This window comes from Lagierella massiliensis (assembly GCF_001407835.1).
Classification (GTDB): domain Bacteria; phylum Bacillota; class Clostridia; order Tissierellales; family Peptoniphilaceae; genus Mediannikoviicoccus; species Mediannikoviicoccus massiliensis.
On record NZ_CYUO01000004.1, the window covers coordinates 497009 to 523746 of the forward strand.

General features: G+C 33.2%; 28 protein-coding genes and 1 tRNA gene. 26 read left to right on the forward strand and 3 right to left on the reverse strand.

What is annotated here, in order from left to right:
- The first annotated feature begins 47 nt into the window (after window positions 1-47).
- The 5 genes from BN2746_RS02380 to BN2746_RS02400 are packed head-to-tail and all read left to right on the forward strand — an operon-like array spanning window position 48 to window position 4906.
- Entirely contained in the window at window positions 48-1763 is a 1716-nt protein-coding gene (locus tag BN2746_RS02380; protein ID WP_055078247.1) for a peptide-binding protein, read from the forward strand.
- A gap of 47 nt (window positions 1764-1810) precedes the next feature.
- The gene (locus BN2746_RS02385) at window positions 1811-2767 is read left to right on the forward strand and encodes an ABC transporter permease (RefSeq protein ID WP_055078248.1); all 957 of its coding nucleotides are present in this window, start codon (window positions 1811-1813) and stop codon (window positions 2765-2767) included.
- Window positions 2764-3540, forward strand: coding sequence for an ABC transporter permease (locus BN2746_RS02390; RefSeq protein WP_055078249.1), 777 nt, complete (start codon window positions 2764-2766; stop codon window positions 3538-3540). Before BN2746_RS02385 ends, BN2746_RS02390 begins: the two co-directional genes overlap by 4 nt.
- Complete coding sequence (locus BN2746_RS02395; RefSeq protein ID WP_055078250.1) at window positions 3527-4270, forward strand: ABC transporter ATP-binding protein; 744 nt, start codon at window positions 3527-3529, stop codon at window positions 4268-4270. The genes BN2746_RS02390 and BN2746_RS02395 overlap by 14 nt, the downstream gene beginning before the upstream one ends.
- A gap of 9 nt (window positions 4271-4279) precedes the next feature.
- Entirely contained in the window at window positions 4280-4906 is a 627-nt protein-coding gene (locus BN2746_RS02400; RefSeq protein ID WP_055078251.1) for an ABC transporter ATP-binding protein, read from the forward strand.
- A gap of 26 nt (window positions 4907-4932) precedes the next feature.
- Here the strand turns inward: BN2746_RS02400 and BN2746_RS02405 are convergent, their stop codons facing one another.
- From BN2746_RS02405 to BN2746_RS02415, 3 genes are all read right to left on the reverse strand, one after another.
- Window positions 4933-5670: a TIGR03915 family putative DNA repair protein gene (locus tag BN2746_RS02405; protein WP_055078252.1), complete on the reverse strand. Its 738-nt coding sequence runs from the start codon at window positions 5668-5670 to the stop codon at window positions 4933-4935.
- Between the two features lie 2 nt (window positions 5671-5672).
- Window positions 5673-6902: a putative DNA modification/repair radical SAM protein gene (locus tag BN2746_RS02410; protein WP_055078253.1), complete on the reverse strand. Its 1230-nt coding sequence runs from the start codon at window positions 6900-6902 to the stop codon at window positions 5673-5675.
- A 147-nt stretch (window positions 6903-7049) separates the two neighbouring features.
- Window positions 7050-7136: transfer RNA gene (locus tag BN2746_RS02415), tRNA-Leu, on the reverse strand.
- Between the two features lie 94 nt (window positions 7137-7230).
- Here BN2746_RS02415 and BN2746_RS02420 point away from each other — a divergent pair.
- The 21 genes from BN2746_RS02420 (at window position 7231) to mreD (ending at window position 26731) form a co-directional block, all read left to right on the forward strand.
- Window positions 7231-8166: a cation diffusion facilitator family transporter gene (locus tag BN2746_RS02420; RefSeq protein WP_055078254.1), complete on the forward strand. Its 936-nt coding sequence runs from the start codon at window positions 7231-7233 to the stop codon at window positions 8164-8166.
- Window positions 8147-9175, forward strand: coding sequence for an L-threonylcarbamoyladenylate synthase (locus BN2746_RS02425; protein WP_055078255.1), 1029 nt, complete (start codon window positions 8147-8149; stop codon window positions 9173-9175). Before BN2746_RS02420 ends, BN2746_RS02425 begins: the two co-directional genes overlap by 20 nt.
- A gap of 58 nt (window positions 9176-9233) precedes the next feature.
- Window positions 9234-9863, forward strand: a complete 630-nt coding sequence (gene upp / locus BN2746_RS02430; protein WP_055078256.1) for a uracil phosphoribosyltransferase — start codon at window positions 9234-9236, stop codon at window positions 9861-9863.
- 159 nt (window positions 9864-10022) lie between these two features.
- The gene (locus tag BN2746_RS02435; protein ID WP_055078257.1) at window positions 10023-10349 is read left to right on the forward strand and encodes a hypothetical protein; all 327 of its coding nucleotides are present in this window, start codon (window positions 10023-10025) and stop codon (window positions 10347-10349) included.
- On the forward strand, window positions 10336-12315 hold the full coding sequence (locus BN2746_RS02440) for a V-type ATP synthase subunit I (RefSeq protein WP_055078258.1): 1980 nt from the start codon (window positions 10336-10338) through the stop codon (window positions 12313-12315). Before BN2746_RS02435 ends, BN2746_RS02440 begins: the two co-directional genes overlap by 14 nt.
- Window positions 12316-12325: 10 nt before the next feature.
- On the forward strand, window positions 12326-12793 hold the full coding sequence (locus tag BN2746_RS02445; protein ID WP_055078259.1) for a V-type ATP synthase subunit K: 468 nt from the start codon (window positions 12326-12328) through the stop codon (window positions 12791-12793).
- A gap of 25 nt (window positions 12794-12818) precedes the next feature.
- A complete protein-coding gene (locus tag BN2746_RS02450; RefSeq protein ID WP_055078260.1) occupies window positions 12819-13373 on the forward strand; it encodes a V-type ATP synthase subunit E in 555 nt (184 codons plus the stop codon).
- Window positions 13374-13381: 8 nt separating this feature from the next.
- The gene (locus BN2746_RS02455) at window positions 13382-14383 is read left to right on the forward strand and encodes a V-type ATP synthase subunit C (RefSeq protein WP_055078261.1); all 1002 of its coding nucleotides are present in this window, start codon (window positions 13382-13384) and stop codon (window positions 14381-14383) included.
- Window positions 14376-14684, forward strand: coding sequence for a V-type ATP synthase subunit F (locus BN2746_RS02460; RefSeq protein WP_055078262.1), 309 nt, complete (start codon window positions 14376-14378; stop codon window positions 14682-14684). Before BN2746_RS02455 ends, BN2746_RS02460 begins: the two co-directional genes overlap by 8 nt.
- Before the next feature lie 13 nt (window positions 14685-14697).
- On the forward strand, window positions 14698-16470 hold the full coding sequence (locus tag BN2746_RS02465; protein WP_055078263.1) for a V-type ATP synthase subunit A: 1773 nt from the start codon (window positions 14698-14700) through the stop codon (window positions 16468-16470).
- Window positions 16463-17845, forward strand: a complete 1383-nt coding sequence (locus BN2746_RS02470) for a V-type ATP synthase subunit B (protein WP_055078264.1) — start codon at window positions 16463-16465, stop codon at window positions 17843-17845. The genes BN2746_RS02465 and BN2746_RS02470 overlap by 8 nt, the downstream gene beginning before the upstream one ends.
- Window positions 17846-18484 (forward strand): V-type ATP synthase subunit D, encoded by a 639-nt coding sequence (locus tag BN2746_RS02475; RefSeq protein ID WP_055078265.1) that lies wholly within the window; start codon window positions 17846-17848, stop codon window positions 18482-18484.
- Between the two features lie 73 nt (window positions 18485-18557).
- Entirely contained in the window at window positions 18558-19244 is a 687-nt protein-coding gene (gene gpmA, locus BN2746_RS02480; RefSeq protein ID WP_055078266.1) for a 2,3-diphosphoglycerate-dependent phosphoglycerate mutase, read from the forward strand.
- A gap of 96 nt (window positions 19245-19340) precedes the next feature.
- Window positions 19341-20231 carry a Ppx/GppA phosphatase family protein gene (locus tag BN2746_RS02485; protein ID WP_055078267.1) on the forward strand — a complete coding sequence of 297 codons (891 nt, stop codon included), beginning with the start codon at window positions 19341-19343 and terminating at the stop codon, window positions 20229-20231.
- 10 nt (window positions 20232-20241) lie between these two features.
- Window positions 20242-22401, forward strand: coding sequence for a polyphosphate kinase 1 (gene ppk1 / locus BN2746_RS02490; RefSeq protein WP_055078268.1), 2160 nt, complete (start codon window positions 20242-20244; stop codon window positions 22399-22401).
- 280 nt (window positions 22402-22681) lie between these two features.
- Window positions 22682-23062, forward strand: coding sequence for a NusG domain II-containing protein (locus BN2746_RS02495; RefSeq protein ID WP_055078269.1), 381 nt, complete (start codon window positions 22682-22684; stop codon window positions 23060-23062).
- Complete coding sequence (locus BN2746_RS02500; protein WP_055078270.1) at window positions 23059-23562, forward strand: Gx transporter family protein; 504 nt, start codon at window positions 23059-23061, stop codon at window positions 23560-23562. Before BN2746_RS02495 ends, BN2746_RS02500 begins: the two co-directional genes overlap by 4 nt.
- Window positions 23552-24346 carry a RadC family protein gene (gene radC, locus BN2746_RS02505; RefSeq protein ID WP_231718309.1) on the forward strand — a complete coding sequence of 265 codons (795 nt, stop codon included), beginning with the start codon at window positions 23552-23554 and terminating at the stop codon, window positions 24344-24346. Before BN2746_RS02500 ends, radC begins: the two co-directional genes overlap by 11 nt.
- 10 nt (window positions 24347-24356) lie before the next feature.
- Complete coding sequence (mreB, locus tag BN2746_RS02510) at window positions 24357-25388, forward strand: rod shape-determining protein (protein ID WP_055078271.1); 1032 nt, start codon at window positions 24357-24359, stop codon at window positions 25386-25388.
- Window positions 25381-26250, forward strand: a complete 870-nt coding sequence (mreC, locus tag BN2746_RS02515; RefSeq protein ID WP_077064918.1) for a rod shape-determining protein MreC — start codon at window positions 25381-25383, stop codon at window positions 26248-26250. The genes mreB and mreC overlap by 8 nt, the downstream gene beginning before the upstream one ends.
- Window positions 26243-26731 (forward strand): rod shape-determining protein MreD, encoded by a 489-nt coding sequence (gene mreD, locus BN2746_RS02520; RefSeq protein ID WP_055078273.1) that lies wholly within the window; start codon window positions 26243-26245, stop codon window positions 26729-26731. Before mreC ends, mreD begins: the two co-directional genes overlap by 8 nt.
- Window positions 26732-26738: the final 7 nt, after the last annotated feature.

Genomic DNA, 26738 nt, shown 5'->3' on the forward strand with positions numbered 1-26738 from the left:
AAAATAATTAATGTAATATAATATTTGTAAAAATTAAGGAGGAATTTATGCAAAATAAATCGTTGAAAAAATTATTGGTTATGCTTTTAGTCTTTTCATTTGTAGTGGCACCACTTTCTGCCTGCAAAAAGAAAGACAATAACGACGAAACTAACCAAAACGCAAACAGCACTGGTGCTGTAGTTGAAAAAACAGAAGAAAAGAACATGGATGAACTGGTATATGGTATTACATCTTCACCTGAAGGAAATTTTAATCCACTTTTCTCAAACACTCAATATGATGGAAATGTTAATTCATTAGTATATGATTCACTATTGCAATTAAACTCAAAGATAGAAATCGAACCAGCTATGGCTGAAAAGTATGAGATGACAGAAGATGGTAAGAAGATTACCTTTACTTTAAGAGATGGACTAAAGTTTCATGACGGAGAACCTGTTACATCAGCAGATGTTAAATTTACTCTTGAAGCCCTTGCAAACAAGGACTATGAGGGAGACCTTCAATCATATGTAGGATCTATTTCTGGCTTTGAAGCTTTTAACAAAGGGGAAGCTGAAGAACTTACAGGAGTTCAAACTCCAGATGAAAAGACTGTTGAAATAACATTTGATGTTCCTTATTCACCAGTTCTAATAAACATAGGAACTTTGGGAATAATTCCTAAACACATTTGGGGAAATATCAATTTTGCAGATTGGTCAAAATCTGAAAAGGAACTTACAAATCCTATAGGATCAGGTCCATATAAGATGGAAGAGTTCAAACAAGGTGAGTTTGTAAAACTTAGCGCTAACGAAGATTATTACGGTGGAGCACCTAAATTAAACAAATTTACTTTTAAGGTTGTTAACGAAGACACTGTAACTGCAGAACTTATAAATGGAACTGTAGATTTAGCAGATGTTTCTGGTATTAAGTCAGATGACGAAGCAAAATTAAAAGAAGAAAATGTAACTGTTAATAGATACCCTAACTCAAAGATTCAGTACATGGGCTTTAACCTTAGAAAAGATGAATTAAAAGATGCGAAGTTAAGACAAGCTTTTGCATATGCAATTGATAGAGCTTCTATTGTTGAAGGACTCCTTGAAGGGAATGGAGAAGTTATAAACACTCCAATGGTACCGACATTGTGGTCTTACCCTAAAGAAGGATTAGAAGAATATAAATATGATGTTGAAAAGGCTAAATCACTTCTTAAAGAAGCAGGCTATGAAGACACTGACAACAGTGGTTTTGTTGACAAAGAGGGCAAGGACTTAGAACTTACTCTTACTGTTCCAACAGGTGACCAAATTAGAGAACAAACTGGTACAATTCTTCAAAACTTCTTAAAGGAAGCTGGTGTTAAGATAAATCTCGAACCTATGGAATTTAAAGCTGTTATGGATAAGGTTGTAGGAAATCACGATTTTGATTTATATTTAATGGGTAACACCCTTGAAGCAGACCCAGATCCAACTCCAAACTGGAGATCAACTCAAGCTTCTGACGAGCCGGGAGTTTACGGTTGGAACATTGCATCTTTCAAAAATGAAGAAGCAGATAAGCTTATGGACTTAAATAGACAACAAACCAACCTTGATGAAAGAGCAGAAACTCTTAAAGAATTTGGTAAATTATTAAATAAAGAACTTCCATGGATTCCGCTATATGCATCAGACATTGTTAAAGCATATAATCATGGACTAAAGAACTACGAACCAAATACATTTGTAGATTTTTATAATGTTCAAAACTGGGAATTAGTAAAATAATTATTGAGGCTGGCCATAGGGTCAGCCTTTTCTTTAAAGGTGGTAATATGAAAAGAGTTTTAAAAAAACTTATTAGTATAATAGTAATGGTTATGGGGATATCTGTACTAATGTTTATTCTTATGCAGATGATACCAGGAAACCCATATTCAAGTTATATAAAACAGGGGATGACACCTTCGCAAATTGAAAACATGTTACAGTCAAAGGGGTACTATGACCCTTTGCCAGTGAAATTTGCAAAATGGTTCACATCCTTTATTAGACTTGATTTTGGCTACTCAATTCAATATAACAAACCTGTTATAAAACTTATATTGGAAAGGCTACCTAACACTTTGAGATTGACAGTTCCCTCCTTAATCATTGCAATAGTTTTATCTATTTTTATCGGAAGATGGGCTTCATTTAAAGAAGGTTTTAGATATAAAGTGGTTGATGTAATCTCAATGATTGGTATATCTATACCAACATTTTTAATTTCAATCATACTTATAAAATGGCTTGCCTTTGATAACAAAATATTTCCTATATCAGGAACGGGAGAGTTGAGTAAATCAAGTGACATTCCACTATGGCTAAACAGAATATACCATGGTGTTCTTCCAATTATTGTGCTCACATTTATCCAGTTTTCTTCTATTGTTAGATATGTAATAGGTTATATGAAAAATGTGAAAAATGAAGATTATATAAAAACTTACAGAGGTTTTGGAATGACAGAGTACGAAGCCTATAAAAAGATTGGATTTAAAAATATTGTTCCAAAGTTAGTTATTTTGATACTTATGGAAGTACCAGGAATAATTTCAGGAATGTTAATTACAGAAACAGTTTTTGTGTGGCCTGGCATAGGTCGTCTTAACTATGATGCAGCAATGGCGAGGGACTATCCTTTAATCCTTGGAATAATAACTATAATATCTTTTCTTGTGCTAATATCTAATAGACTTGCCGATGCACTTAGTCAAAGACTTGATAAAAGATTGGAGGTAAACCAATGAAAAAAGTATACAAGATAATAATTGCATTACTTTTAATATTTATTTGGCTTGGACCAGTTTTTTATAAAGTTGATCCGACTAAGCAAGATTTAAGAAATATTGAAAGTAAGCCGAGTGTAGAACACCTTTTAGGAACTGATGGACTTGGTAGAGATGTTATGATAAGGCTTATGCACGGTGGACAAAAATCTGTGGTTATTTCATTTACTTCCACAGTAATAAAGGTAGCTTTATCTTTGATTTTAGCCTTCATAGCAAGTAGTGGGAAGAGATTTGAAAAACTAATAATGTCCATAGTCGACATTTTTATGTGCTTTCCCTTCTATGTCCTTGCTCTATGTGTGGCTGCATTTATAGGAGCAAATGTGAAAAACTTAATATTTGTAATAGTCATATTTACCTTTGCACCTACCACAAGGATACTTGTAAACGAGATAAAAGTACTAAAGGAAATGGAGTTTATTCAGCTTTTAAAAATAAATGGAGTTAGAAATACTAAAATATTAACAAGACATATTATTCCGAATATATCACAGACACTTCTTGTTGTCTTTACAAGCTCTATGGCAACTGCCATCCTTATGGAAGCGAGTTTATCTTTTTTAGGATTTGGAATAAAAGAGCCTGAAACGAGTCTTGGAACAATACTTGCGGTTGCACTAAATATATTAAATGTTAAAGACAAGTGGTGGTTGTGGCTTCCAGCAGGAGTTTTAGTTGTTCTTTTAGTATTTTCAATTCAAGGACTGGGTGAAGAATATGCTAAGAGTTAATAATCTAAAAATATCTTCCGATAAAAAGATTTTGGTAAATGAAATAGATTTTGAAATTAAAAAAAATCAAATACTTTCTATAATTGGTCAGTCAGGGTCAGGTAAGTCATTAACGGCAACTGCAATAATGGGACTTTTGCCTGAAACTCTTAACAAGAGTGGAGAAATCATTCTAAATGAAAAAAACATAATGCAATTAAAAGACAAAGAAATTGCGAAGATTAGGATGAAGGAAATGGCCATGATATATCAAAATCCATTTAATTGCCTTGTGCCGGTAATGACAATTGAAAAACAGCTGAAATACATTTATAAAATTCAAGAACTTCCATACGACATAAATAGAATTAGGACTTTGATGGATGAAGTTAGTTTGCCATTAGAGTATTTAAAAAAGTATAGCTTTGAACTTTCAGGAGGAGAACTTCAAAGGATAGTGATTTTGATGTCCATGCTCTTTAAGCCAAATCTCTTAATCTGTGACGAGCCTACAACAGCATTAGACAGTGAAACGGGGCTTAGAATTATAAATTTAATTAAAAATCTTAAAGATGAATATGGAATGTCTGTACTTTTTATTAGCCACGATCTTCAATTAGCAGAAATTATTGCAGATAAAGTCATGATAATGCAAAAAGGAAATATTATTGAGCATGGCGATGCTAAAGACATTTATAATAGCCCTAAAGAGGACTACACAAAAGCATTGCTTGAAGCTTCGAAATTTTAGGAGGATTTTATGACAAATAAATTAATCGTAAAAGACCTTTCTGTAAATTACAACGAGAAGAAGGTTTTAAATAATATTTCATATGAGTTTGAGACAAAGTGCTATGGTCTAATGGGAAAGTCTGGTAGTGGTAAATCAACTTTTTTAAAATCCATACTTGGACTAATTCCATACCAGGGAAATATTTTCTTAAACGATAAATTGATAGAAAAAGATAGAAGAGGATTTCAAGTTGTGTTTCAAAATTCATTTAGATCCTTTGACCCCACAAAAACTATTAAAAAATCCATAGAAGAACTTGAAAAGGAAAACAATACTAATTATGATTTAGAAGAACTTTTTGAAAAATTCGGAATGAACAAGGAGCTTTTAAATAAAAAGCCCAAAGCCCTGTCTGGAGGAGAACTTCAGAGATCTTCCATAATTAGAGCAGTGGCACAAGACCCGAAGGTTTTACTTCTTGACGAACCGACAGCTTCGCTTGATGTAATCAATCAAAAGAAAGTTTTAGAAATGATAAACAAAATAGAGAACACAATTATTATCCTTGTTAGTCATGACTTAAAGACAATAAATTATGCAAGTGATGTAAAACTTAAACTTGGTGAAGATGGTAAAATCAAACTAATAGAATAAAAATAGTCCTCTGCAATTACAGGGGATTATTTTCTTTCTGTTAGATACTTCCAATACCTCTTTGGCATATTATTTCTCATTAGATTTGGGTTTTTTCTCTCGTCGATAGATACAGTGTCATAAAAAGTTTTCCAACATTTTTCAAAGAATTCATCACGAGATTCTTCATTTACCATAAGGGTGTTAAAATTTATAATGTCATTAACTTCCTTGTAAATTAACTTTTCTCCATAATATAGAGATGCTTTTTTTCTATTTTTATCGAGAATAATAAATTTTTCATTAGGCATTCTCTTTTTAAAGTGAATTGAAATTTCTTCAAGCACATCGTTTAAAGGTTCAAACTCTGCATAATAAAATTCGTTAATCTCTTTAAATCTAAGCAAACCCTTATAGGCATGACATTCTCTGTGATAATTTTTTAAGAGCTCATTAAATAGGAATGAATCTTTTGAACTACATGATAGATACTCTTTACCATAAATAAAAGATCCCTTTATAACCCTTGCAATGGCATCGTACTTTTCTACATTATAAGACTTCATTACCGACTTTATATCTATAATTAAGCCATATCCAAAGTATTCCACAATAGAGTCCTTAACCCTCTTATATAAATTCATATCTGTTTTAATTGTCTTTTCATCACTTAAGAAAGAGGTCTGTAAAGAGCTTTCACAAAAATTTATATTTTGGATGTCTTTATAACCTTCAAAAATTGAAGTAAAAAGGCCCTCTAAAGTACCGTCAAAAATATATTTCATAATTAAAATAAGGAAAGCTGAGTTACATCAGTTCCATCTTGCCTCCTGATAATATTTTTCAAATTTTCCTTAGAACTAAATCTTACGCCCATGAATTTTCCACCAACAGTAATAAAATTGATTGCCCTCTTTAGAGAAATTTTAAGGGTACGTAGGTCATCAAAGGTGAGGTTAGAAAATTTTCTTGCGTTTATTATTCTCATTGCATAAACTTTTCCAAAGCCAGGAACACGTATCAGTTCTTCATAACTTGCCTTGTTAATTTCTATCGGAAAGATGTCTAAGTTTTCCACAGCCCAACTACATTTAGGATCCATTGTCAAATCGAGGAATGGATTGTCCTCCTTAACAATTTCTCTTGGGCTAAAGCCATAGAACCGCATAAGCCAGTCTGCTTGATAAAGCCTGTGTTCACGAAGCATGGGAACTTTTTTTATTCCTTGAGTGAATACGGAATTTACAACGGGAACATATCCAGAGTAAAAAACTCTTTTCAAACTAAAATCTTTATAAAGTGACGAAGCCTTGTTGATAATTGTGAAGTCATCTTCTCTATTTGCACCAACGATCATCTGAGTCGATTGACCAGCGGGAAGAAAGAGGGGAGTTCTTTTATATTTTTTCTTATTTTCCTTATATTCAAGAATCGAATTTTTTGCAAAGTTCATTGGTCTAATAATACTTTCGTATTTCTTTTGAGGAGCCAATAGATTAAGAGCCTTCTCAGTTGGAAGTTCAATATTTATACTCATCCTGTCAACAAGAGATCCAAGCTTTTGTACAAGTTCATCAGAAGCACCGGGGATTGCCTTCATATGAATATAACCATTAAAATTTTCTTTGTTTCGCAATAGGTCTGCCACTTCAATAAGTTTTAGCATTGTGTCATCGGGGCTTTTTACTACACCGCTGGACAAGAATAGTCCCTCAATATAATTTCTTTTATAAAAATTGATAACCAAGTCGCAAACTTCTTGAGGAGTAAACTCTGCACGAGGGGTATTGTTTTCCTTTCGATTAACACAGTATTCACAGGAGTAGATACACTTATTTGTAAGTAAAATTTTTAAAAGAGAAATACATCTTCCGTCCTCAGACCAACTGTGACATATTCCGGAACTTGCCCCCTCGCCAAGACCTCCTTTGTTTTTTCTATTTGATCCACTTGACGAACAGGACACATCATATTTTGCTGCATCAGTTAATATTTTTAATTTTTCCAAAACATCCATAGTACCACCTAAAGACATTTTAACAAACAAACGTTCGGGTGTAAACTGAAAAAATAAAGATATAGATATTAAAAAATTGATATACTAAAATAGAGTCAAAATAAAAAAGAGTATTTTATATTGTAACAACAATAATAAAATACTCTTTGGTGCCGGAGGCGGGGGTCGAACCCGCACGATGTTGCCACCACGGGATTTTGAGTCCCGCGCGTCTGCCAATTCCGCCACTCCGGCAGGTCAATTACTTAACTATATTATCATATTTTTTAAAAGCCTTCAACAATTTTTTCGTGTTATAATAGATATATTAAGAATTAGTGGGGAATGTATGAAAAGTTTAGAAAATATTTTTATCAGTTCTAAGGACAATTTGGAAGATCCTAAGATTAGAAACAGATATATAAAGAAATCTGGTTATATTGGTGTAATTTTAAACCTAATACTTTTTGGGATAAAACTTACAGTAGGACTATTTGCAAATTCGATTGCCGTTATATCTGATGCCTTTAACAACTTAATAGATTCTCTTTCTTCAATTGTTACGATTGCAGGAGGATACTTGGCGGGAAAGCCTGCTGATGAAGAACATCCTTTTGGACATGGCAGGTATGAATATGTTGCATCTTTTTTGGTCTCCATACTCATACTTATAACTGGAGGAATGTTATTTAAATCCTCTGTGGAAAAAATAATTGAACCACAGGAGCTTAATACTTCTTTTTTATCTGTGCTTTTGTTGTTTGTTTCTCTTTTTATAAAAGTTTTTTTATATATCTACAACAGAGTTGTAGGGAAAAAAATAAATTCTCTTGGAATGATAGGTGTGGCAGAGGACGCTGTGAATGATGTAATATCGTCAATTGGAATACTCCTTTCGATATGTATATTTATTTTATTTGATAAAAATATAGACGGATATGCTGGGCTCTTTGTTTCTATTATCATATTTAAGTCTGGTATTGAAATACTTAAGCACTCGACATTTTATATTTTAGGCAAAGCTATACCTAAAGATGTTCAAGAAAAGATTATGTATATAGTAAAAAGTGGAAAGCATGTAAAGGGAGCTCATGATTTGGAATTACATGATTATGGTGGGGGTAAGATTGTTGGCTCTATTCATGTAGAGTTTCCAAGCGATTTAATTTTTAAGGAAGTTCATGAGATTGCAGATGATTTAGAAAAGGAGATTTTAAAAGAGACAGGAATACAAATTGTAATTCATATGGATCCGGTGAGTGTAGATGAAGACAAAAATAATTAATGAAAATGAAAAAAATGTGGTCGAAGAGGCTGTAAAATGTATAACGCAAAATGAACTTGTTGCCATACCTACAGAAACGGTGTATGGACTTGGTGGAAATGGATTAAGCGATGAAGCGTGTAAAAAAATTTTTGAGGCAAAGAATAGACCCTCAGATAATCCTTTAATTCTTCATATATCAGAAATTTATGAGCTTTATAGGCTTGTGGAAGAGGTTCCTGAGAAAGTTCGAAAAGCTCTGGAATATTACTGGCCAGGACCTCTTACGATTATTTTAAAAAAATCAGATATTATTCCAAAAACTGTTACTTGTGGTGGAGATACTGTTGCCATAAGAATGCCCAAGAAAGAAATTACAAGAAATATTATAAGAGAATCTAAAGTTCCAATTGCAGCACCTTCTGCTAATCTTTCTGGTAGACCTTCTCCAACTACAGCAATAGACGTGTATGAAGATATGAAAGATAAAATTCCATTAATTGTCGATGGGGGAGCTTGTAATGTGGGAATAGAATCTACGGTACTTGATTGTACTTGTGAACCTAATTTAATTTTAAGACCTGGATTTTATTCTAAAGAGGACTTGGAAATTTATTTTGGATCTGTTGAATATGATAAATCTATATTAAAAGAAGGAGAGATTCCAAAATCCCCTGGACAAAAGTATAAACATTATGCTCCAAAAGGTTTTATGGAGGTAATATTGGGTAATAGATATAAGGTGAGAGATTTTTTTACAGAGAAAGCTGTTGAATTAAAAGGTGAGAAGGTAGCTCTCGTTACTTTTGAAGATAATAGTGATTTAGCAGATTCCTTTTATAAATTTTATTCTCTTGGAAATAGAGATAATCTTCTTCAAATGGCATCTTTAATTTTTCGAATATTACGACAATGTGATGATGAAAATATAACTCACATTATTTGTGAAGGGGTTGAAGAGAAAAATTTAGGAATAGGAATCATGAATAGACTCAAGAAGTCCTGTGGCGGAAATGTAAAAATTATTTAACCTTTTACAAAAGACCTTATTTAGTGTTATTATATTATTATAAGTAGGAGGTAAGGATATGGATAATGTAACAATATTTGAACATCCGGTCATAACACATAAGCTATCAATACTTAGAGATGTAAATACCGGATCAAAACAATTTAGAGACTTGGTTTCTGAAATTTCTATGCTAATGGCATATGAAGTAACAAGAGATTTTTCTATGGAAGAAATTGAAGTTGAAACTCCTTTAGTTAAGACAAAGGGGAAAGTGCTTTCAGGGAAAAAAGTCGCCCTTGTTCCTGTGCTTAGAGCAGGTCTTGGTATGGTTGACGGAATGCTTAGTATTATTCCTGCAGCTAAGGTTGGACATATAGGTCTTTATAGAGATCCTGAAACTTTAGAACCTGTAGAATATTACTGTAAGTTACCTACAGATATTTCAGAGAGAACAGTTCTTGTACTTGACCCAATGCTTGCAACAGGTGGCTCAGCATCAGCAGCGATTCAATATTTAAAAAATAAAGGTGCAAAGAGTATCAAACTTGTAAATATAATTGCAGCACCAGAAGGAGTTAAGGCTATTCACGAACTTCATCCAGATGTGCATATTTACATTGCTGGACTTGATGAAAAATTAAATGAACATGGATATATCCTACCTGGATTAGGAGATGCCGGAGATAGATTATTCGGTACTAAATAGACTAATATTTATTGATTAAAATTTTATAATATGCTAATATTAATTTATGGTTTAGTTTAGCACTTTAAAGCCCCAACAATAAAAATGGCTATTGCCTAACTAAACCAAAAAATATGTATATTGTGAAATCGTTATCTAATATATAGGGGAGGTGAATGTATGACTTCAAATATGGTTGAAAAGATTAGCGAAACAGAATCTAAGGCTGATGAAATGGTTAAAGATGCCAAGACAAAAGCAGATGAGATTTTGGAGCAAATCAAAACCGTAGGAAAGGAAAAGTATGACAGTATTATAAGAGAAGGAAAAGAAGCAAGAAGGGAAATGTTAGAAAAGGCTCAAAAAGAGGGCGAAAAGAAAGAAGCTCCCATTTTGGAAGCCTCCCAAGAAAAGATTAAGAAAATACAAAGCATGGAGGACTCAAAAATCCAAAGTGTTGCAAATTCAATTGTAGAGAGGGTTGTATCAGAATATGTCAATGCTTAAGATGAGTAAGTTTAACTTACTTGCCTTTGATTATGATAGAAGTCGACTTCTTAAAGAATTGCAAGAATTTGAGTATGTTCATTTCAACAATCTGAATGACGAAAAAGTTCAGGAGGTTGAAGAGGTAGCAGAAGATAATCTTTTGAAAAGGGTAGTTCCTGATGCTGAACTTCTTAAGGCACAGGAGGAATCACAAAGAGTTAGTTGGGCTATAGAACTTCTTTCAAAATATGAAGAAAAAAAATCTAAGCTTAAAGCAATGAAAGAAGGAGTTCAAAATTATTCCTATGATGAAATAATTAAAAAAGGTAGTGGTTTTGAATTCAAACCTATTTATACCAAATTACAAAATTCTCAAAAGATTATTGATGATGCAAAACAGGAGATTCAAAATTCTAAACAGAAAATTGAAGATTTAAAACATTGGGATGGTTTAAATATTCCTGTGAAAGATCTTTACAATATTAAAAGAAGCTTTATACAAACTGGATTAGTACCCAATAAATCCATAGAGGAACTTAGAACAGAGCTTAGTTCTTTTGAAGATGTTTCTCTTGATGAAATGTCTCAAGAAAAAGATGTTTACTATGTAATCTTTGCAGGTCTTAAAGAAAATAAAAGACGAGATATGGAAGTTTTGAGAAGACATGGATTTACTCCGGTTACAATAGCTACAAATAATATTGTAAAAGAAGAGATTTCTGAGTTATCAAAGGTAGTACAGGAAAAAGAAAATGAAATAAAAAAAGAAGAGGAAGTTCTAAAAGGTGAGATCGATAAACTCGAAGACTTAAAGGTTTATTATGAATACGTTGAAAACCAAAGACTTAGAGAAGAGGTTCCTGAGAACTTCAAGACAAGTAAAAAGATTAATTTAATACAAGGTTATGTGCCTACAAGACTTTTAAATGAGTTTGAGGATAAATTAAGACAAATCTTGGGTGACAGATATTCTTTGGAAGTTGAAGATGCAAAAAAAGACGATCCAAACGTGCCAATTATTCTTGAAAATGGCAAGTTTACAGGAGCATTCCAAGGTCTTACAGAGATGTATTCTCTTCCAAAGTATAATGAAGTCGATCCAACACCTCTATTTGCACCATTCTATGCATTCTTTGCAGGAATGATGGTAGGTGACTTTGGATATGGTCTACTATTATTTATTCTATGTATAGTAGGACTTAAGTTCTTTAACTTAAGAAAAGACTTTAGAAGAAATGTCAAGTTCTTTATGTTGCTAAGCATTCCGACAATGCTTTGGGGACTTATATATGGCTCATTCTTTGGAATAGCTTTGCCATATAAACCTCTACTTGACCAAACTGAAGATTCCATGCTCATAATAGCCATATCACTTATACTTGGAGGAATTCATATATTCTTCGCACTTGGAATAAAGGCATATATGATGATTAGAGATAAGGATTTAAAAGGAGCAATCTTTGATGTAGGATTTTTATATGTAGTGCTTATAAGCATAATTTTATTTGCTGCATCAGGTCCACTAAATCTTTCCCCAACTGTAAAAAATATTTCAAAGTGGGTTATGATAGCTGGAATAATAGGAATATTTTTAACAGCTGGAAGAGCTTCTAAAAACTGGGGAGTACGACTTGCTGTTGGACTAAATGAAGTCTATGGACTTACTGGATATATAGGAGACTTTGTATCATACTTAAGACTTATGGCCCTTGGACTTGCAGGAGGATTTATTGCACTTGCAATTAACATAATTGTAAAGATGCTTTTCGGTGGAGGAATCGTCGGAATAATTGGAGGAGTTATAATATTTGTTGTCTTCCAACTATTTAACTTATTCTTATCATATCTAAGCGCTTATGTGCATTCAGCAAGACTTATATATGTAGAGATGTTTAACAAATTCTATGAAGGCGGAGGAAAAGCCTTTAAAGGTTTAATAAATAAACCAAAATATTTTGATTTAGAAAAAAACGAAAACAAATAGGAGGAATAGAATGAAGGAGTTTTTTATTGAAAACGGAGGACTTATATTTACCGCATTAGGAGCTGCTTTAGCAGTATTCTTATCAGGTGCAGGATCCGCGAAAGGTGTTGGAATAGCAGGGGAAGCCGCTGCAGGAATTGTTATAGAGGAACCAGAAAAATTTGGTAAGTCACTTGTTATCCAACTTTTACCAGGTACACAAGGATTATACGGATTCGTAATTGGACTTTTAATTCTTTTCAAGATTGAAGCAGGTATTCCATTAGAACATGGTTTATACTATGTTGCAGCTTCACTACCTGTAGGAATTGGAGGATTAGTTTCAGCACAAGCACAAGGTAGAGTAGCGGTAGCTGGTATGAATATTCTTGCAAAGAATGAAGAACAACAAGTTAAAGGTATAGTTTATGCGGTAATGGTTGAGTTATACGCAATATTAGGTTTCGCATTCTCATTCTTAATGCTAACAAGAATATAGTTCTTGAGCTAAAGGATGTGATTAGATGTCAAATTTAGATAATATATTAAATCAAATTTTAAAAGATGCAAAGTCTGAGTCTGACCAAATTATTCAAGAAGCTGAAGAAAAGAAAGATAAAGAGATAGAAAAAATTATTGTCGAAGCAAAAAATGAAAAATCAGCTATAATTCAAAAAGCTGAGACAGAATCACAAAATCTTATAGAAAAAATCATAAATTCCGCAACCCTTAGAGCAAGAGACGAAGAGCTTTCTGCTAAACAAAAAGTGGTTGATAGAGTTATAGAAAAAACTAAAGCAGGATTACAAAATATTGATGAAGAAACATATATATCAATTTTAAAGAATGCTTTAAAAGATTCTAACATATCAGATGAAGCTACAATTTCAGTACAAGAAAACATGGTAGATGCCTTTAATAAATTGGGACTTCCATATAAGTTATCTGAAAAATTTGTAGAAAGTGGATTCAAATTTTATGATGGCAAGTCAATTATAAACAATGACTTTTCAAAGATTGTGGATTCTAAAAGACAGGATTTAGAAAGCTTTATTGTTCAAAACTTATTTGAAGGATAGGAGGTATTATGGATAGACAAGATTTTATCCAATCTTCAGTAACTACAAGAGTTTATGAAAAAGACCTTCTTAATGAAAACTTCTTTGACAGGATGGCAGAAGCTGAAAATTTGGAAAGTGCTATAAGACTTTTAAATGACACTTCTTACCATGAGTACTTTGCAAAAATAGACAGACCTGAAGATTACGAAGTTGCTTTAAAAGAAGCCCTTCAAGATATTTATATTAAATATAACAAAATGCTAAACAAATCAAAAGTAATAAAATTTTTAACTATGAAATATGAATATCACAATTTAAAGGTCATGTTGAAAGAAAAGATTAGCGGCATTGACTACACTCGTATGTTTATTGACGTTGGAAGCTTTGATTACGAAGAACTTAGAAAGGACTTCGAATCAGGAGATAGAGCTAAGATAGACACGAGATATTCAAAAGTTGTAAATAGAGTTTATGATGACTATCTTGAGGAAAGTGATCCTCAAAACATAGATATATATGTTGATGTGGCATATTTTGAAAACTTGAAACAACTTGCAAAGGAAATTGATTCTGAGCTTTTAATTCAATATGCTGAAGACTTGATAGACTTTACAAATGTCAGAACGCTTTTAAGAGTTCAAAGACAAAAGGTGGACTTGCAATTTTTAGAAAAGATTATTATTCCTGGTGGTACAATAGGGGTAGAAAAATTCAAAGAAAATCTATTTAATAAAATAGATGAAAGCAGTACATTTATTAAATCTGCAAGAATTTACTACTACCTAAGAGATAGCATCAAAGAATATAACAATACACAGAGCCTGTCCGCTTTTGAAAAGAGTATGGATGATTATATAGTTAGTCTTACTAAAGAAGCGAAGAAGATAAACTATGGACCTGAAGTTCCATTTGCCTATCTTATGGCAAAGGAAAACGAGATTAAAAATCTTAGAATATTACTTGTGTCTAAGCTTAATAATCTGCCAAAGAATTTCATAAAAGAAAGGTTACGTGAGACATATGCATAAAGTAGCCGTAGTAGGAGATAGAGATTCGGTCTTAGGTTTCAGAGCTTTGGGAGTGAATGTTTTTACAACATTTGAAGCTGACGAAACGAGAAGAATCGTGGACAAGCTGGCAAAGGAAAATTATGGAATTATATTTATAACAGAACAACTTGCCAATTTGATACCAGAAACTATTGAAAGATATAATAACGAAGTTGTGCCGGCGGTTATATTGATTCCATCTAACCAAGGATCCTTAGGAATTGGTATGGACAGAATTAATAAAAATGTTGAAAAAGCCGTTGGATCTAATATTTTATAAAGGAGAGCTTATATTGAAAGAAGGAAAAATAATTAAAGTATCCGGACCTTTAGTTGTTGCCGAAGGTATGGATAATGCCAATGTTTATGACGTTGTTGAAGTTTCAGAAGATAAGCTCATCGGAGAAATCATCGAGATGAGAGGCGACAAGGCCTCTATTCAAGTATATGAGGAGACTACAGGAATAGGCCCTGGGGATAAGGTTGTGACAACAGGTTCACCTTTGTCAATAGAATTGGGTCCTGGACTTATTGAACAGATGTTTGATGGTATTCAAAGACCTCTTCAAGCATTACAAGACGCAGCAGGAGACTTCCTTGTTAGAGGGGTGTCTGTTAAGGCGTTGGACAGAGAAAAGAAGTGGGATTTTGTTCCAACTGTGAAAGCTGGAGATAAAGTTTCATCAGGATTTGTAATAGGTACTGTAGACGAAACTCCAATTGTAAAACATAAGATAATGGTTCCGGTGGGTGTTGAAGGAACAGTTAAAGATATAAAATCAGGTTCTTTTACTGTTGCAGATGTAGTTTGTGTAGTTGAAACTGAAAATGGTGACAAAGAACTTACTATGATGCAAAAGTGGCCAGTAAGAACAGGTCGTCCATATGTTAAGAAGCTTGACCCTACAGAACCTCTTGTAACAGGACAAAGGGTTATAGATACTTTCTTCCCAGTTACAAAAGGTGGAGCTGCAGCAATACCAGGACCTTTCGGTTCAGGTAAGACAGTAGTACAACATCAGCTTGCTAAATGGGCAGATGCTGAAATAGTTGTATATGTAGGTTGTGGAGAACGTGGAAACGAGATGACCGACGTACTTGGTGAATTCCCTGAAATCATTGACCCAAAGACTGGCGAATCACTAATGAAGAGAACCGTTCTTATTGCAAACACTTCAAATATGCCGGTAGCAGCAAGAGAAGCGTCAATTTATACAGGTATAACAATTTCTGAATACTTTAGAGATATGGGATATTCTGTAGCGATGATGGCGGACTCAACATCAAGATGGGCGGAAGCACTTCGTGAAATGTCCGGTAGACTTGAAGAAATGCCTGGTGATGAAGGATATCCTGCATACTTGGCATCAAGAATTGCAGACTACTATGAAAGAGCTGGTAAAGTTATTTGTAAAGGTGAAGATGAAAGAGTTGGAGCCCTTACAGTAATCGGTGCCGTATCACCTCCAGGAGGAGATATTTCAGAACCAGTTTCACAAGCGACACTTAGAATTGTAAAGGTGTTCTGGGGACTTGACTATGCACTTTCATACAAGAGACACTTCCCTGCAATTAACTGGTTAAATTCATATTCACTTTATCAACCAAAAGTTGATAAATATTTAGACGAAAACATCGATTCTGAGTTCTCAAAACTTAGAATGAAGGCAATGGCACTACTACAAGAAGAATCTGGACTTTTGGAAATTGTAAGACTTGTTGGTAGAGATTCACTTTCTGAAACAGATCAACTAAAACTTGAAGTAACAAAGTCTATCAGAGAAGACTTTTTACAACAAAATGCCTTTCATGAAATAGACACATATTGTTCATTAAAGAAACAATATAAGATGCTTGATCTTGTTCTTGAATTCTACGACTTAGGACTTGAAGCTCTTGATAAAGGTGCTTATATGTCAGAAGTTGAAACAATGGATGTAAGAGAAAAAATCGCAAGAGCGAAGAACATTCATGAAGATGAATTAAATAAATTTGAAGAAATTAAAAAGGAAATGGAAGAAGAATTTTCTAAACTTGTAGCTGAAGGAGGGACTATAAATGCTTAAAGAATACAAATCGGTTTCTGAAGTTGTAGGACCTCTAATGGCAGTTGAAGGGGTTGAAGGAGCTAAGTTTGAAGAACTTGTAGATATTGAACTTCAAAATGGAGAAAAGAGGAGAGGTCGTGTTATAGAAATAACTGGAGACCAAGCCATGGTTCAAATCTTCGAAGGTTCTGCAGGAATAAACCTAAAGGAAACAACAGTAAGATTTTTAGGGAAACCTCTTGAATTAGGCGTTTCAGAAGATATGATTGGTAGAGTTTTCGATGGGCTTGGAAATCCTATGGACAATGGTCCAAAATTAATTCCAGAAAAGTCTATTGATATAAATGGTACTCCAATCAATCCTGTTGCAAGGGACTATCCATCTGAGTTTATCCAAACAGGTATCTCAACAATAGATGGACTTAACACTCTTGTTAGAGGACAAAAGCTACCTATATTCTCTGCCTCAGGTCTTCCGCATAATAACGTTGCTGCACAAATCGCAAGACAGGCAAAGGTACTTGGTGGAAAGGATAAATTCGCCGTAGTATTTGCTGCCATGGGTATAACATTTGAAGAAGCTCAATTCTTTATTGATGACTTTACAGAAACAGGCGCAATTGATAGAGCAGTTCTATTTATAAACCTTGCAAATGACCCTGCAATTGAAAGACTTGCAACACCAAAGATGGCACTTACTTGTGCAGAGTATTTGGCCTTTGAAAAGGATATGCACGTTTTAGTTATCCTTACAGACATGACTAACTATGCAGAAGCACTTCGTGAAGTATCTGCAGCGAGAAAGGAAGTTCCTGGTAGAAGAGGTTATCCTGGATATCTATATACAGACCTTTCAACAATATATGAAAGAGCTGGAAGAATTAAAGGAAGAAAGGGTTCTATAACTCAAATTCCTATTCTTACAATGCCAGAAGAAGATATCACTCACCCAATCCCTGACCTTACAGGATATATTACTGAGGGACAAATCATCTTATCAAGAGATTTATACAAATCTGGTATTGAACCACCAATATTTGTAATCCCTTCACTATCACGTTTAAAGGACAAGGGTATTGGAAAGGAAAAGACAAGAGAAGACCACGCAGACACAATGAACCAAATTTATGCAGGCTATGCTTCTGGTAGAGAAGCGAGAGACCTTGCAGTTATACTTGGTGAAACTGCCCTATCAAATGCAGATAAGGCTTTTGCTAAATTTGCGGAAGAGTTTGAAAAAGAATATGTAAATCAAGGTTATTACAACAACAGAACCATCACAGAGACACTTGATCTTGGATGGAAGCTATTAAGAATAATACCAAGAACAGAACTTAAGAGAATTAGAGATGAATATTTAGATAAATACTTGGATGCTCAAGGGGATGATTAGATGGCAAGACTAAATGTTAACCCTACAAGAATGAAATTGTCAGAGTTAAAGGCCAGACTTGAAACATCTACAAGGGGACATAAACTTCTAAAGGATAAACAAGATGAACTTATGCGTCAGTTTATCGGCCTCATCAGAAAAAACAAGCAACTTAGGGAAGATGTAGAGAAAGAATTAAACAAATCCTTTGGAGATTTTTTACTTGCTTCAGCTATAATGAGTCCTGAGTTTTTGGAAGAGGCTGTTTCATTTCCAAAACAAAGTATTGGAGTTGAGATAGAAGAAAAAAATATTATGTCCGTAAATATTCCCGTAATGGAATTTAAAAAGAGCGAGTCTGAAAACTCTACTGGCATCTATCCATATGGTTATGCTCAAACTTCTGCAGAACTTGACAGTGCCATTGATGGTCTCAATAGAGTAATGGATAAATTGTTAGAACTTGCAGAAGTTGAAAAAGCGTGTCAACTTATGGCAGATGAACTTGAAAAGACAAGAAGAAGAGTTAACGCCCTTGAATATAGAACAATTCCTGATTTACAGGAAACTATTAAATACATCAGATCAAAGCTTGATGAAAATGAAAGGGCAACCATAACCAGACTTATGAAGGTTAAGGATATAATCCAAGATAGATAAAAGGGGTGTAATACCCCTTTTTTTATGATATTATTTAGTTAGTTACATTTATTAAGTAAAAAGAGGTGTCTAAATGAAAAAATTAGTATTGGTAAGACATGGGCAAAGCGAATGGAATTTACAAAATAGATTTACAGGCTGGGTTGATGTAGATTTATCAGAAAAAGGATATGAAGAAGCTAAAAAATCCGGAGAGCTTTTAAAAGAAGCTGGCTTTGAATTTGATTTAGCATACACTTCAGTATTAAAGAGAGCAATAAAAACATGTAACATAATCCTTGAAGAGATAGATCAACTTTGGGTTCCTGTTGAAAAATCATGGAGACTTAACGAAAGACATTATGGTGCACTACAAGGACTTAACAAAGCAGAAACTGCAGAAAAATATGGAGATGAACAAGTGCATATTTGGAGAAGATCATATGATACACTGCCTCCACTACTTGAAGAAAGTGATGAAGGTTATCAAGGAAAAGATAGAAAATACCATGACCTTCCAAAGGGCACAGTCCCATTTGGAGAAAATTTAAAAGTTACACTTGAGAGAGTTATACCTTATTGGGAAGACGAAATAGCACCAAAGTTACTTGACGACAAGCAAGTACTAATTGCGGCTCACGGAAACTCACTTAGAGCATTAGTAAAACATATTGAAAAAATTTCCGATGATGAGATAATGGGTCTTGAAATTCCTACGGGACACCCAATGGTGTTGGAACTTGATGACGATTTAAATTTAATAAAGAGATATTATTTATAAGCTAAGGGGACGAAAGTCCCTTTTTATTTTACATAAAATTAATAATTAGTAAATAAAAACTTAACATAAGGGGTATATTTTATAAAGAGGTGAGCTATGAAGTACGGAATAATAGATATAGGGTCAAATACCATAAGACTAAATCTATATTTAGTAGATGAAGATAAAAATATAATTTCGTTAGCAAATAAAAAATATGTAGCAGGTATTGCATCATACGTTAACAAAGGTTACTTAACAAAAAAAGGTGCAGATAAAATTGTAGAAATATTACTTAAATTAAAAAAACTTTGCGAAACATTTGGTATAGAAAAGGTATATCCATTTGCAACAGCATCCATAAGAAATATAAAAAACTCCGAAGAGGTTTTGGAATATATAAGTCAGAAAGTGGGAATGGATATTGATCTTGTTTCAGGTGAGAGGGAAGCAAATCTTGGATATCTTGGAGTAAAAGAGGACTATGATATAACAAATGGCTACATCATAGATATTGGTGGTGGATCGACTGAAGTTACACTTATGGAAAATGGAGAAATAAAATATTCAAACTCCCTTCCAATAGGTTCACTATCACTTCAAAAGAATTACTGTAACAAGATAATTCCAAATCATAATGAAGCGAAGAAGATGGAAAAAGAGATTAAGAAATTATTGAAGAAATCCTCTATACCAAAGATAAAAAATCTTGTCGCCTACGGTTTAGGAGGCACAATAAGAGTTTGTGGAAATGTTTGTATGGAAGTTTACGAACTGCCAAGCTCCATGGAACTTGAAATAGAACTTCTTGAATCACTATATAATAAGATAATTGAACAAAAGAAAAGTGTCTTAAGGAAAGTGTTACAAGTTAACCCTGCAAGAATTCACACCATCACTCCAGGGATGATTATTCTAAAAGAGCTGTTGAACTATTTAAATATAAAAACACTTTATATTAGTAAAAAGGGAGCAAGAGAAGGATATTTGGCAACGGTTTTAAAATAAGGAGACTAAAATGACTTTAAATAATGGAGATGACTTCTCAAAAGATAAAAAAGGAATATATGCTTATTCTAAAAATAGGGAAATATCCTGGCTTGGATTTAATCAAAGAGTACTTAGAGAGGCGTTAGATGACAATAATCCTCTTTATGAGAAGTTGAAGTTTATAAGTATCTTCAATAGCAATTTAGATGAGTTCTATAATGTTCGTGTAGGTTCCCTTAATGACCTGACGCTACTTAAAAATCCTCCTAAAGACAACAAGACTGGAATGACTCCACAGGAGCAACTTAATTTAATCTATGAAGATACAAATTATTTATTAAAAGAAAATGATGAGATTTATTACCATGTAATGGCAGAACTTGAAAAATATGGTATAAAGTCCTATAGATTTGACGAGCTAAATGGGGAACAAGAGCTTTATATAAACAATATTTATGAGGAACAGATAAAACCCATATTGGCACCACAGATAATAGACCAATTCCATCCTTTTCCATTTATAGAAAATAAAAGTATTTACATTATTTGTGAACTTAGTTATAAAGACAAATTCAGCTTAGGACTTTTGCCAGTACCATATTCACTACCAGATTATTATTTATTAAGCGACAAGAAATGGATTAGGACAGAGCTTATTATAAAAGAAAAAGTTAGCGAGATATTTTTAAATTACAATGTGAAGAAAGTCTATATTATGAATCTTCATAGGAATATGGATCTTAACTATGAAGACCATTTGGAAGATGAGGTTGAAGACTATAAAATCCAAATGAAAAAACTTTTAAAAAAACGAAAAAGACTTCAAGCAGTCAGAGTCAATACAGATAGCGAATTAGACGAAAAGACTAAAAGTTTTTTAAAAGAACATCTCGATATAAAGGACTATCAATTTTTCACCCATAGTTCTCCATTTAAAATGGGATATGTATTTGAACTTGAATCAAATTTAAAAACAAAATGTGACCCAAGTATCTTTTATAATTCATTCACACCAAAAATTGGAGAAATGATAGATGAGAACAGATCTATGTTTGAGCAAATTGAAGAAAAAGATAGACTGCTAATCTATCCATATGAAGATATAGGAAGTTTTTTAAGACTACTTGAAGAAGCCGCAGAAAATCCAGATGTAATTTCAATAAAAATAACTATATATAGACTTGCGAAACATTCAAAAGTGGTAAAAAATCTTTTAAAAGCAAGAGAAAATGGAAAAGATGTTACTGTTATGATGGAACTTCGTGCAAGATTTGATGAAGAGTCAAATATAAACTACTCACAAATTTTATATGACGAAGGCTGCACAATACTATATGGAACAGAAGATTATAAAGTTCACTCAAAAGTTTGCTTGATAACCTATAAAGATAAAAGTGGAAATATCAAGTACATCAGTCAGATAGGTACAGGAAACTATAACGAGTCCACTTCTAAGCAATATTCAGATATATCTTTGATGACTTCAAATAGAGAAATAGGGGAAGATTGCTATAACTTTTTTAACCATATAAATTTAGAGAATGTAAATAATAATTACACCCACATATTAGCAGCTCCATATTCATTAAAAGTGACACTTTTACAAAAAATAGAAGAACAGATACAAAAGGGAGAAAAGGGTAAATTATTCTTCAAGTTCAATTCACTAACCGATAAAGATATAATAAGAAAACTTGAAGAGGCTTCAAAAAACAATGTTGACGTTAAACTTATAATAAGAGGAATATCATGTCTTAGACCAAGAGTTCCAGGCCATACCGACAACATCGAAATCAGAAGCATCGTAGGACGTTATCTTGAACATCCAAGGGTTTATATCTTTGGTGATAACGAAGAGATTTACATTGGTTCAGCAGACCTTATGACCAGAAACTTAGACAGAAGAGTTGAAGTAATTGTTCCTATATACGATGAAGACATAAAGAAAAAAATAATAGAGTACATGGACATACAGTGGAAGGATAACACAAAGGCAAGAGTTATGAATAGAGATGGAATTTATGAAAAAATTCCTGTAAGTGAGGGAGAAGAGCTTATAAACTCCCAAGAGAAGATGATGGAACTTGCCACACTAAGGGAAAAAAAGAATATAGAAAAACCAAAAAAAGTAAAAGAACAAGAAAAACTGTCATTTAAAGATAGGATATTAAAATTTTTTGGGAGATAACGGCTCGAATGGGTCGTTTTTTTCTTGTTTATTTCATATTCACTCATGTCGTGGAAAAAAACGAGATGTTTAGACTCGCCATGCTCGCTCAACATGACAAGACGGGGTTATGACTTAATCAAGATAAAAACGAGATTCATCGACTCAAAAATTCCTTTCGAAATTTTTTCGCTCAGAATGAAAGTTATAACATCTTTTGTCTTTGTTCTCTTCTTAACTTATAGTTTAAAAATACCCTTCAATATGATACACTTAATGGAGAAAATGGAAGGATTAGGTCATGACAAAGGGAGATAAAATACTCATTTCAGCCATCGTTATTATATCTTTACTGTCCTATGTGATTATATATATGACAGGCAGTAAGGATAGTGATAAATATATTTCGGTACAGGTTAATGGTGCTGAATTTAAAAGACTTACTTTTACATCTAAAAATGATTCTTATAAATACAAACTCGATACTGATGGGGGTTTAAATATTATAGAGGTAAAGGGCGATAAGGTTCGTATGATTGAAGCGGACTGTCCTGATAAATTATGTGTTCACCAAGGATATATTTCCAGAGTGGGCGAGGTTTTAGTCTGCATTCCAAATAAGGTTGTAGTAGAGATAAAGAGTGACGACAGTGAAAAAGAATTGGATGGTATTAACTATTGAGAAAGACTGTAAAATTAGGAATTTTGATATCATTTGCAATAATAATATCCCTTTTTGAAAGTATGATGCCCATACCGATTCCAGTGCCAGGAGTAAAGCTTGGTCTTTCTAATATAGTTCTGTTGGTTACTTTATTACTTTTTGGACTAAAAGAGGGATTTATTGTTGCCGTATCAAAATCTGTATTAATGGTTTTGGTGTCAGGAAGGCTTGGGGCACTTCCATATAGTCTTGCAGGAACTATGTTTGCAATGATATCCATGTACCTATCTTATAAATATTTAAGCAAGTGGCTAAGTTTAATAGGGATTAGTGAAATAGGATCGTTATTTTTCAATTTAGGTCAACTTCTTGTTGCAAGTTTTATTTTGAACAATATGAAGATTTTGTTATATCTTCCGGCAATGGCTTTAATGGGGGTTGTAACTGGATATATAGTTGGAATTACTTCTAAATTTGTTTTGGAAAGACTTAAAAAAGGAGATATAAATGTCAGATGATAGGATTAGGGAAACACCTATTTTAATCATAGAAAAGGATATGGGTAAGACAAATCTTGACTGTGAAAATGAAGGATTAAAAAGGGACAATTCTACTAAGAAGATGAAGACGATGAAGGAGTTTTCCACTTTTGATAGACCAAGAGAAAAGATGAGGGACTACGGTGCAAAAGCTCTTTCTGAACAGGAACTTATGGCGATTTTACTTGGCACTGGGACAAAGAAATTAAATGCTTTGGAACTTGCGTCAAAGGTTCTTGAAGAGATAGAGAGTCAAAATAATTTTAATGATATTACTCTTGATGAACTGATGAAGATTGAAGGGATAAAGCTTTCAAAGGGTTCAACTGTTATAGCTGCGATAGAACTTGTGAAAAGACTCAACATCAGGCAGTCGACAAAAGATCACTATAAAATTGACAGTCCAGAGTCTTTAGCTAAAATTTTTATGCATAAACTATCTGGAGAACTGAGGGAATATTTTTATGTTATTTTACTTAATACTAAAAATGTAATTATTTCAGCTGAAGAGATTTCAATAGGAACTTTAAGTTCTTCATTAGTTCATCCAAGAGAGGTTTTTAAGCCTGCAATTAAAAAGAGTGCTAAGTCGATTATACTTTTACATAATCATCCAAGTGGCGATATTACACCCAGCAATGAAGATATTAAACTAACTCTAAGGCTTGAGGAGGCTGGTAAGCTTCTTGGGATTGAAGTTTTAGACCATCTTATAATTGGCGATGGAAAATATTTAAGTTTTAAAGAAAAATCATATTTTTAAGGAGTAAATTATGGCAACATTTATAAAGTTTTTTCCAAAGGACATAGGAATAGATTTAGGTAGTTCAAATACCATTATCACCGACATTAACGGAAATATTTTGGTTAAGGAACCTTCTGTAGTTGCCATCGACTTAAAGACTTACGAGGTACTTGCAGTAGGTGTTGAAGCTAAAAATATGATTGGAAAGACTCCAGAAAACATCATGGCGGTAAGACCTCTTGAAAATGGAGTGATTTCAGATTTTGAACTAACAAGGGCAATGCTTGAGTTTTTTATTAAAAAAGCAAACTCTGCTTTTTCAGTTTTTCAACCAAAGGCTGTTGTAACAGTTCCTTCTTTTCTAACTGATATTGAAAAGAGGGCTGTTGAAGACGTTGTAATCTATGCTGGTTGTAGAGATGTGAAACTTCTTGATGAAAATATTGCATCTGCCATTGGAATGGGAATTGATATAAACGAACCAAAGGGAAATCTTATTCTAAATATAGGTGCTGGAACAATTCAAGTGTCTGTGGTTTCTCTTGCAGGTGTAGTTTCTTCAAGCGCAAGAAAGTATGGTGGAGACAATGTTGAGAGAAATATTAAAAAGTATATTAAGAAAAAGTATAACTTTGTCATAGGAGATAGTACAGCAGAATATTTAAAAAATAATATAATTAGTATAAAGATACATGAACAGGATAAATCAGCAACAATAAGTGGAAAGGATTTGGTATCTGGCATGCCAAAGGTAGCAAATATTACTTCAAGTGATTTATTGGACTGTGTTTTACCACTTGTAAATGAAGTTCATACCTGTATCAGAGATGTACTTGAAAAAACTCCACCTGAAATATCGGGAGAGGTTATATATGACGGAGTTAAGATATGTGGTGGAATGGCGGAGCTTTCTGGACTTGTGGAATCGATAAAGGACAACTTGGAGATAAACGCATATGTGGTGGAAAATCCAATGAAGGTGACAGGAGTTGGAATAGGCAAAGCCTTAACTCTTTTAAAGGGAAGAAAGAGGTTTATATTTAGAAAAAATGATGTATAGAGATTTTAGAAACAATAATAAAAAAAGAAAATTAACTGTTTTTATTGTAGTATGTCTATTCTTGATTTCTTTAATAGGAACAAGCAATGGAAACAATAAGGTCATAGATTTTGGTGGAAATGTTCTATCTTCAATAACCACTCCTATTTCTAAAGTGTTTTATTTTACTTCATCAAAGGTAATAGATGGAATTGAATTTATTTTTGGCTCAAGGGCAATGAGAGATGAAAATGAAAGGCTGAGTAAAGAGAACTTGACCTTGAAAGATCAAAATGCAAATATGCAAAAGATTATAGATAATCAAAAATATCTAAAGGATGAGTATGATTTATTATCTAAAAAAGATGAACAACTTGTAAAAGCTTCTATCGTGGGAGTAGATTCATCAAATCTATATGACAGATTTACAATTGATAAAGGGAAAAAGGACAAAATTCAAATAAACGATCCTGTAGTGCAAGGGGTTATAGGAGAGGACTCTTCAATTGTTGAAGGGCTTCTTGGAGTTGTTACTGATGTTGGACATAACTATGCAAAAGTTTCTTCAATAGCAAGTTCGAACAAGGGAACCTCTTTTAAGACCTCAAGAAGTGATGCTGTTGGGGTTATAAAGGGCAGTGAAGACGGCTATCTAAAGGGTATTATGTACAAGACCTCTGCGGATATTGCAGTTGGAGACAAAGTGTACACATCAGGTCTTGGTGGAACATATCCTCCAGATATTTATATCGGACAAGTTAAAGAAATATTTAAAGATGATACCAATACGATAAAAGAAGTAAAGATAGAGTCTGCAGTGAATTTTAATAAAATTTACAGAGTATTGGTTTTGAAAAATTTGAGAGAAGAAGAAAATGAATAGATACAAGATATTTTTAGTGATAATATTAAACACATTATTACAGACGGTGCTATTTAATAGAATAAATATTTTTGGAATTAACCCAAATATTACGATTCCCATAGTGGTTGCACTATCATTGGGCTTTGGAGCCTACACAGGGGGTTTTTCTGGCCTTGTTATAGGGCTGTTGGAAGATATATTATTTGGAAATGTACTTGGAGTTAGGGCTTTAATATACTTTGTAATAGGTTTTTTAATAGGATATTCAGAAATGGGAATTAACAGAGATGACATTAGAACAGGTTTTCTGCTTACAGCTGTTTCTACTGTGGCATCTTTTGTATTGACAATTGTTATAGGAAGAATTATTGGTGACACCTTTAGTTTTAAACTTTCAATCTTTCCTATGATAATAGAACTTATCTTAAACTCTCTATGCTATTTTCCAATATTTTTGTTATTTCAAAGGTTTTTTGAATTTCCAAAGTTTAGAATATAGGTGTTAA

Excerpts from the sequence above, each read along its gene's own strand:
- BN2746_RS02380 (WP_055078247.1), top strand. The coding sequence starts at position 48 with ATGCAAAATAAATCGTTGAAAAAATTATTGGTTATGCTTTTAGTCTTT.
- BN2746_RS02385 (WP_055078248.1), top strand. The coding sequence starts at position 1,811 with ATGAAAAGAGTTTTAAAAAAACTTATTAGTATAATAGTAATGGTTATG.
- BN2746_RS02390 (WP_055078249.1), top strand. The coding sequence starts at position 2,764 with ATGAAAAAAGTATACAAGATAATAATTGCATTACTTTTAATATTTATT.
- BN2746_RS02395 (WP_055078250.1), top strand. The coding sequence starts at position 3,527 with ATGCTAAGAGTTAATAATCTAAAAATATCTTCCGATAAAAAGATTTTG.
- BN2746_RS02400 (WP_055078251.1), top strand. The coding sequence starts at position 4,280 with ATGACAAATAAATTAATCGTAAAAGACCTTTCTGTAAATTACAACGAG.
- BN2746_RS02405 (WP_055078252.1), bottom strand. The coding sequence starts at position 5,670 with ATGAAATATATTTTTGACGGTACTTTAGAGGGCCTTTTTACTTCAATT.
- BN2746_RS02410 (WP_055078253.1), bottom strand. The coding sequence starts at position 6,902 with ATGGATGTTTTGGAAAAATTAAAAATATTAACTGATGCAGCAAAATAT.
- BN2746_RS02420 (WP_055078254.1), top strand. The coding sequence starts at position 7,231 with ATGAAAAGTTTAGAAAATATTTTTATCAGTTCTAAGGACAATTTGGAA.
- BN2746_RS02425 (WP_055078255.1), top strand. The coding sequence starts at position 8,147 with ATGAAGACAAAAATAATTAATGAAAATGAAAAAAATGTGGTCGAAGAG.
- upp (WP_055078256.1), top strand. The coding sequence starts at position 9,234 with ATGGATAATGTAACAATATTTGAACATCCGGTCATAACACATAAGCTA.
- BN2746_RS02435 (WP_055078257.1), top strand. The coding sequence starts at position 10,023 with ATGACTTCAAATATGGTTGAAAAGATTAGCGAAACAGAATCTAAGGCT.
- BN2746_RS02440 (WP_055078258.1), top strand. The coding sequence starts at position 10,336 with ATGTCAATGCTTAAGATGAGTAAGTTTAACTTACTTGCCTTTGATTAT.
- BN2746_RS02445 (WP_055078259.1), top strand. The coding sequence starts at position 12,326 with ATGAAGGAGTTTTTTATTGAAAACGGAGGACTTATATTTACCGCATTA.
- BN2746_RS02450 (WP_055078260.1), top strand. The coding sequence starts at position 12,819 with ATGTCAAATTTAGATAATATATTAAATCAAATTTTAAAAGATGCAAAG.
- BN2746_RS02455 (WP_055078261.1), top strand. The coding sequence starts at position 13,382 with ATGGATAGACAAGATTTTATCCAATCTTCAGTAACTACAAGAGTTTAT.
- BN2746_RS02460 (WP_055078262.1), top strand. The coding sequence starts at position 14,376 with ATGCATAAAGTAGCCGTAGTAGGAGATAGAGATTCGGTCTTAGGTTTC.
- BN2746_RS02470 (WP_055078264.1), top strand. The coding sequence starts at position 16,463 with ATGCTTAAAGAATACAAATCGGTTTCTGAAGTTGTAGGACCTCTAATG.
- BN2746_RS02475 (WP_055078265.1), top strand. The coding sequence starts at position 17,846 with ATGGCAAGACTAAATGTTAACCCTACAAGAATGAAATTGTCAGAGTTA.
- gpmA (WP_055078266.1), top strand. The coding sequence starts at position 18,558 with ATGAAAAAATTAGTATTGGTAAGACATGGGCAAAGCGAATGGAATTTA.
- BN2746_RS02485 (WP_055078267.1), top strand. The coding sequence starts at position 19,341 with ATGAAGTACGGAATAATAGATATAGGGTCAAATACCATAAGACTAAAT.
- ppk1 (WP_055078268.1), top strand. The coding sequence starts at position 20,242 with ATGACTTTAAATAATGGAGATGACTTCTCAAAAGATAAAAAAGGAATA.
- BN2746_RS02495 (WP_055078269.1), top strand. The coding sequence starts at position 22,682 with ATGACAAAGGGAGATAAAATACTCATTTCAGCCATCGTTATTATATCT.
- radC (WP_231718309.1), top strand. The coding sequence starts at position 23,552 with ATGTCAGATGATAGGATTAGGGAAACACCTATTTTAATCATAGAAAAG.
- mreB (WP_055078271.1), top strand. The coding sequence starts at position 24,357 with ATGGCAACATTTATAAAGTTTTTTCCAAAGGACATAGGAATAGATTTA.
- mreC (WP_077064918.1), top strand. The coding sequence starts at position 25,381 with ATGTATAGAGATTTTAGAAACAATAATAAAAAAAGAAAATTAACTGTT.
- mreD (WP_055078273.1), top strand. The coding sequence starts at position 26,243 with ATGAATAGATACAAGATATTTTTAGTGATAATATTAAACACATTATTA.